Source organism: Endozoicomonas sp. (assembly GCF_051008435.1).
Taxonomy (GTDB): Bacteria; Pseudomonadota; Gammaproteobacteria; order Pseudomonadales; family Endozoicomonadaceae; genus Endozoicomonas_A.
The window spans coordinates 1-6,283 of sequence record NZ_JBPCXO010000384.1; the positions used below are offsets into that span (position 1 = coordinate 1).

Here is a 6,283-nt window from a genome sequence, read left to right on the forward strand (position 1 = left end):
ATATGGCGGGGCGAGATCTTGGTAAACGGGAGCCTACGGAATCACTCAAATCTCATGCTGGGAAATTTGAATTATTGGATGCAACCTGATTGTCAAGTGAGAAAAACTGCAGAATCGAGTGATAGGGAGAGTCTGCATTTTTATTTCTACGGCTATATCTCACGGCTATCTGCTTTGTAGCCACTGATGTATTAAAAGCACTCAAAGGCATGGTGCAGGGTTTGCCTGGTATGCAGCCTCCGCCAAAATCAGGGGGCGGTGGTGAAGGGCTGGGGCTGGGAGTAGAGCTGGAATCACTTTTTAGAACAGGCTCAGACTGTGCGGAACTGCCTGCTTTGCCGCCATCGGTATAGACAATGTCCATCATCCCGTCGCCATCCACATCCGCCAGTGCAGAGCTGGCAGAGGGGATGCCCGTATCAATATACTGGCCTACAAAGTCCTGGCCATCGGACAGGCGTATCTTCCAGTTACCGTCCTTGTAGAGCAGGTCGTGTTTTCCGTCGTAATTAAAATCCGACAGATGCCAGTCCTTATCCGCATTGATAATGCCACTTCGATAGAAAGACTGCCCCTTTTTAACCAGCTGACTACCGTCAGAGATATAGCTGTAAAGATGATTGGTACCGACCACTATCAGGTCTTCCAGGCCATCCCCATTTAAGTCCGCAGGACGGGCTTTTTTTGTGCCACCGACCACCGCTGCTGTTTTGACTGTTTGATAACCGGCCTCTAGTGCCTCCCAATCAAAACGAGTTTCCGGGAAGCAATGACTGTTGTTGCACTCCTGAACGCTCGTTATACGGCTGGTACTGGTTACCTCGCTGATCTGGTAGCGAAGAATGTGACGACGTAATAATACTCCAGAAACTTCGACTTCAATGGCTTCCAGGCGTTTGTTCAGGATTGCCTGAGCACCTTCTGCATAGAAGACCGCTTTATCGGGCCTACTGTCGTAATAAACAAAGTTGACCTGGTGCTTGCCTCCCGCGTAGGTGATGTTATTGATGGTATATTCACCCGCACTGTTGTTTTCTGTATAACTGAAGCGGATGGCATTATTGCTGTTAAGGACACTGTCCTGGATTTTATTAACAGCCCAGACCAGGGGGCGGGTGGTACCACCGGCTTCGATACGAGCATCAGTCGTATTCCCGTACTCACTGACACTGCCATCTTTGCGCCAAACCTTGAACCATTGGGGATAGCCGGAGACGGCACCGTAAGACACTACTTTAGACTGGCCATCAATCTCTGTACGGTACTCGGTACCATTGGCTCCATAATTACCACTGACCGCCATCAGTCGCTGACCATCCAGACAGAACTTATTATGGCTCTCTGAGGTACTGTCATCTTGCTCCAACGTTGGGCGACATCGGGTGATACTGGATAAACCGCTCAGGCTCCAGCCCTTACCCAAATGTCCATTGCCGCCCTGGCTGTCATAACTGATCCCAAGCTGTGGTGTTAACCCGGCAATACCAGCAGGCAAGTTAATGGGTATAGAGTACGTAGCACTACCGGATTCGTTGACCCTGAACTCACCACCCGTTGAACCGGCCAATTCAGGCAGTGAAGGCCACGTCAGTCCACTGCCTTGCCCTACAGATGTCAGTGACAAACCAGTGGATAGTAAGATCCCGACTAGTATCGGGCGTCTCGCTCTTCTTTTTCTGGCAAGACCCGTTCGTATGAAATCCAACATTTTTAGCTTCCTGCTAATCCCTGTTTTTATTGTTCAACGTTTTCAAATACCGCAGTATGCCTATACATCCATTAGAGGACACTGCTTTAGAGCTTTTGTCTCAGCTTGACGTTTTATCCAGACGATCTCTTAATCGTTGTAATCGTGTTTGCAAATCGTTTTTGGTTTTATTGACTGACTTTGACTGGATTAGATCGAGTTGACTGGGCATGAGAATGGTTGGTTTGGTCAAGACTGTCTCTAATGGATCTGGGTTGAGCAACAACTGCTCCTGTTGACCATTACGGCTGAGGATGACTTTATCCTGGTTGATCTGCTTAATGGTCACCCCTGGAGCCAACTCATCGGCTTCTCGATAGAAACCGTTCTTCTGCTCTGAGGCGATAGAAATAGCAGACAAGCTTCGCTGTGTAGAAAAATAGATCGCTTCAAGGGTGTACGAGAAGGTCGTGACCGGGGCAAGCGTTGACAACACCTGAACCGGCTTAATGTGCTCAGATGGCTGGTACACACCAAATAATTGTAAGTCCATTTCACCCACGGTTAGCAGCTCATCTTGAATTAATTCATTCGAAGCCAGAGAACCAGATACAACAACAGATGTTTCATGACTGGCCAACACCCAGTTAACGCGAAGCTGGTAGGCGACACTAACAAGCAAAGCTACGCAGACCAGGACAATCAATAGAAGCCAAACAGTGTTTTTAAGTGATTGTTTTTTTGCAATATGAGCGAAATACATCATCCTATGATATAGCAACACCTGATTAAGGTATTACCCAAACCCTTTTTTGTATTTTTATAATTATATTTAAACGACCATAACAATACGTTAAATTTTAAACAACAGAAATAATATATTACAAGTGTCTTTTATACTTTGACTCTGGTCACAGTTTCATTTGAATATTGTCGTTCAGTTGAAATGATTCGGATAACTGCATTATCATCCTTAATTAATAATAAATACAAGCAAAGGATCATTACGCTGTGGGCCAAAGGATTGCATATTTTAGGCTGTATTTGATGCGGTCGTTTTTTTTCATCCTGCTGCTGATGCAGTGCTTTATGGTGGTCGCGTCGGGCAGTACTCCAGAGAATAACCCTAACTCCAACATCCGTATCAATATCAAGAACGGTGAAATTCAGGATTTAATCCGTTGGGTCGCAGAAGCCTCAGGCCGTAACGTCATTATTGACCCCAGGGTCAAGGGCAAGGTCTCTGTCATTTCCAACGACAGCATGTCACCCGATGAAGCTTATCAGGCGCTTTTGTCCGTTCTGCAAGTACACGGTTTTGCTGCTGTGGATAACAACGGCCTGCTCAAGATTGTGCCGGAATCGTTGGCACGACAGAATGCTTTGCCCGTTGTGGATAGTAAGGCTCGCGACACCGATGAGCTGGTGATCCAGATCATCAAGCCCAGCCATATTGCCGTCAATAAATTACAGGCTTTGCTGCGGCCTTTGTTGCCCCAGTCCAGTTACCTGGTCACCCATCCTGACAGCAATGCGCTGATCATTGCCGACCGAGCTGCCAATATCACCAAGCTGCTCGGTATTGTAGAACGTATTGATCAGGCCAGCGAACGTACGATTGATGTCGTTGAACTCAAGTTCGCCAGTGCCCAAGAGGTGGCCCGGATGATCCAGGCGATCTGGCCTACCCAGGGGCAGGATAATGCCGCACAAAGCTATCAGCTGGCCATTGATGAGCGCACCAACAGTCTGCTGGTCTCGGCTGCAGCCAGCGAACGAAAGAAGATCCGCCAGATCATCGATACCATGGATCGCCCTGCCGACAGCAATGGTAATACTCAAGTGATTTATCTGCACTACCTCAAGGCTAAGGAAGTGGCGGGCATACTGAAAGCGATGGTAGAGAATATCAAACGAGGCTCGACGGATATCAGCATCAGTAATGCCCGAGTCTCCATTGAACCTGGTGAGACCACCAATGCCCTGATTCTCACCGCACCACAAACGCTGATGAGCACCATGCTGGATGTGATCAAGAAGCTGGACATCCGTCGTGCCCAAGTGTTGGTGGAAGCCATTATTGTTGAAGTTAAGGACGAGAGTGCGTTGGAGCTGGGGGTGCAATGGTCCACTTCTGACTCGGCCAAAGACGGCTCTGGTGTTGTGGCGGGCACCCGCTTTTCTTTTGATGGTTCGGACAGTTTTGGTCAGTTCGCTGAAGGGAGCTTCGGCACTGGGTTAAGTCTGGGCTTTTATAACAACGGTTCACTGAATGCTTTGGTCAAGGCCATGGCGACTGACGACGCATTCAATATTCTCTCCACCCCCACCCTGGTGACTCTGGATAACGAAGAAGCCAAAATCGTCGTGGGCCAGAACGTGCCCTTTATTACCGGCACCACCGGCGGTTCCGGTACCAGTGACAACCCCTTCCAGACCATAGAGCGAAAAGATGTCGGCACCAAGCTGGCCATTACTCCTCAGATCAATGGCGGTGATGCCATCACCCTGAAAATTCTTCAGGAAATCTCCAGCATCAACACAAAAACCGAAGCCGCTGATGTGGTGACGGACACCCGCTCCATCGAAACCAGTGTTCTCATCCGGGATGGGGATGTACTGGTACTGGGCGGTTTGATCACCGATGAGGTGGTAAAGAATACCAGCAAAGTCCCTTTGCTGGGCGATATTCCCTGGCTGGGTCGACTGTTTACGGCGGACCGCAACACCACCCGTAAACGCAACCTGATGCTGTTTGTGAAACCCAAGATCATGAAAAACTTTGATGTCGCCGCCAGTATTTCCCAAGGTCGGTATCGTTTTATTCAGGAGGCACAGCGACAGTTTGGTAAAAAACTACAAGGTAGTGAAGCACAGGAGGGTGACTACCTGATCTTGCCGGATGTGGAGGCACTCAAACCTGAAACCCCCACGTCGTTTATTCAAGACAGTCGCTCAGGGTAAAGGTTATGGCTGTTGTTTCATCCTATAAAATCACACAACCTGGATTTACCCTGATCGAGCTGATGGTGGTTTTACTGGTGTTAGGTGTGATAGCCAGCCTGGTGACCCTGACTCCCAGAATGAACCAGTCCTCTGCTGTGGTGCAACAGGCTGAACGTCTTGAAATCCTGTTCAAGTCGCTGCGAGACAAAGCCTTCTTCCAGAACCAGACTTATGGCTGGGTTCTGAAGCCGGACGGCTATCACTGGCTCCGCTGGAATCCGGATCACGCTCGTTGGGAAAATTGGGAGGAAGCAGAGTTTCAGCCAGTTTCTTTTCCTGAAGCTTGGCAGGCAACACTCGAGCAGGACTTCACTTTTAATTCTCTATTTCAGTCAGAACCTGCCACTGCTCTCGTCATCTTCCCGGATTATCAGATGTCGCCTTTTCGTCTTTCACTCGCCAATGCTGACCGCTCTCAAACTGCGGTGCTGACCACGGACGGTTTGAATGATGTTGCGATTCAATAAAGTGGAAGGCTTTACTTTGGTTGAGGTGATGGTGGCTCTGGCCATCTTTGCCGCTGCTGCGGGCTTACTCATGGTTTCAGAAGGCAACAGCACCCGCTCGGCTCGCTATCTGCACGAGAAGATTCTGGCCACTGAACTGGTTGAAAATATCCTGAACCAGAAGCTGGCTATTCCACTGATAGTCAGTCCAGGCGAAACGAGTTATCTGGAAAGTTATCAGGACAGGCAATGGACTGTGCGGGAACGATGGGCAGCCACTTCCGTGACAGGTTTTTATCGACTCAAGGTGGATGTGTTTGCCAATGAAGCAGCCACCGAGAAACAGCCACCCCTGTCGTCCCTGACCACCTTTATCAGGGAGGCTCGATTGTGAAGCAACAAGGTTTTACTTTAATCGAATTGTTGATCGCCCTGTTTATTTTTTCACTGATCAGTGGGGCAGCCTATCGACTGCTGGTTTCTGTCAGCCAGAGCCATCAGGCGACTGAGCATGTATTGTCTCAGATGGCCCAGGGGCAAAAAGCTCGACTGATTCTGGAGAACGACTTCAGTCAGCTGTCACCCAGAGCCATCCGCGATGCCTACGGTGAACGTCAACCGGCTCTGATCAGCATGCCTCAATCCGATTATCTCGTGGAGTTTACCCGGGCAGGCTGGCAGAACCCCCTGAACCAACCCCGCAGCTCCATGCAACGTGTCGCTTATCAATTAGTGAATGGAGAACTGCACCGTCTTTATTGGCAGTGGTTGGACAGGGCACCAAGTGCCCAGGTAAGAAACCAGATACTGATCAGTGGAGTCAGCCAGATCAGCCTGCGTTTTCTGGATCAACATCAGCAATGGCATCAACAGTGGTCATCGGATCGTGTGGAGCAAGCCTCCTTAAAGGCGATTGAAATCGCCCTGACTTTTAAGGACCAGCGAACTCACATCATGACCTTGGTCGTCACATCCGGAACACTGCCTGAACAGGAGTCGACCTGATGTTAGCCCGGCAACAAGGTAGGCCGCTTCGCGGCGACTTTTTGCCCAGTGCAGCCCTCCAACCTATGGGAAATACCCGTCATTTTCTTTTGTCTATCCTTACTGACTTTGATCCCGAGAACAGCAAAGGATAGAGCCA

The 6,283-nt window shown here is 49.3% G+C and carries 6 protein-coding genes; 4 read left to right on the forward strand and 2 right to left on the reverse strand.

The annotated features are described in order from the left end of the window. Nucleotides 1-52: 52 nt before the first annotated feature. Both ACR2PX_RS19255 and ACR2PX_RS19260 read right to left on the reverse strand, forming a co-directional pair. Entirely contained in the window at nt 53-1,708 is a 1,656-nt protein-coding gene (locus ACR2PX_RS19255; RefSeq protein ID WP_434000983.1) for a SpvB/TcaC N-terminal domain-containing protein, read from the reverse strand. A gap of 100 nt (nt 1,709-1,808) precedes the next feature. Then, nucleotides 1,809-2,453, reverse strand: a complete 645-nt coding sequence (locus tag ACR2PX_RS19260) for a type II secretion system protein N (protein WP_434000984.1) — start codon at nt 2,451-2,453, stop codon at nt 1,809-1,811. A gap of 281 nt (nt 2,454-2,734) precedes the next feature. Here ACR2PX_RS19260 and gspD point away from each other — a divergent pair, with 281 nt between their 5' ends. From gspD to gspJ, 4 genes are read left to right on the forward strand one after another with little or no spacing between them, the layout of a single operon-like run. Then, on the forward strand, nt 2,735-4,651 hold the full coding sequence (gene gspD / locus ACR2PX_RS19265; protein ID WP_434000985.1) for a type II secretion system secretin GspD: 1,917 nt from the start codon (nt 2,735-2,737) through the stop codon (nt 4,649-4,651). A gap of 5 nt (nt 4,652-4,656) precedes the next feature. After that, entirely contained in the window at nt 4,657-5,160 is a 504-nt protein-coding gene (gspH, locus tag ACR2PX_RS19270) for a type II secretion system minor pseudopilin GspH (protein ID WP_434000986.1), read from the forward strand. Next, a complete protein-coding gene (gene gspI, locus ACR2PX_RS19275; RefSeq protein WP_434000987.1) occupies nt 5,141-5,533 on the forward strand; it encodes a type II secretion system minor pseudopilin GspI in 393 nt (130 codons plus the stop codon). The genes gspH and gspI overlap by 20 nt, the downstream gene beginning before the upstream one ends. Next, complete coding sequence (gspJ, locus tag ACR2PX_RS19280) at nt 5,530-6,144, forward strand: type II secretion system minor pseudopilin GspJ (RefSeq protein WP_434000988.1); 615 nt, start codon at nt 5,530-5,532, stop codon at nt 6,142-6,144. Before gspI ends, gspJ begins: the two co-directional genes overlap by 4 nt. Nucleotides 6,145-6,283: the final 139 nt, after the last annotated feature.

What these genes read in the sequence shown, in the direction of transcription:
- ACR2PX_RS19255 (WP_434000983.1), bottom strand. Translation starts at nt 1,708, where the DNA reads ATGTTGGATTTCATACGAACGGGTCTTGCCAGAAAAAGAAGAGCGAGA.
- ACR2PX_RS19260 (WP_434000984.1), bottom strand. Translation starts at nt 2,453, where the DNA reads ATGATGTATTTCGCTCATATTGCAAAAAAACAATCACTTAAAAACACT.
- gspD (WP_434000985.1), top strand. Translation starts at nt 2,735, where the DNA reads ATGCGGTCGTTTTTTTTCATCCTGCTGCTGATGCAGTGCTTTATGGTG.
- gspH (WP_434000986.1), top strand. Translation starts at nt 4,657, where the DNA reads ATGGCTGTTGTTTCATCCTATAAAATCACACAACCTGGATTTACCCTG.
- gspI (WP_434000987.1), top strand. Translation starts at nt 5,141, where the DNA reads ATGATGTTGCGATTCAATAAAGTGGAAGGCTTTACTTTGGTTGAGGTG.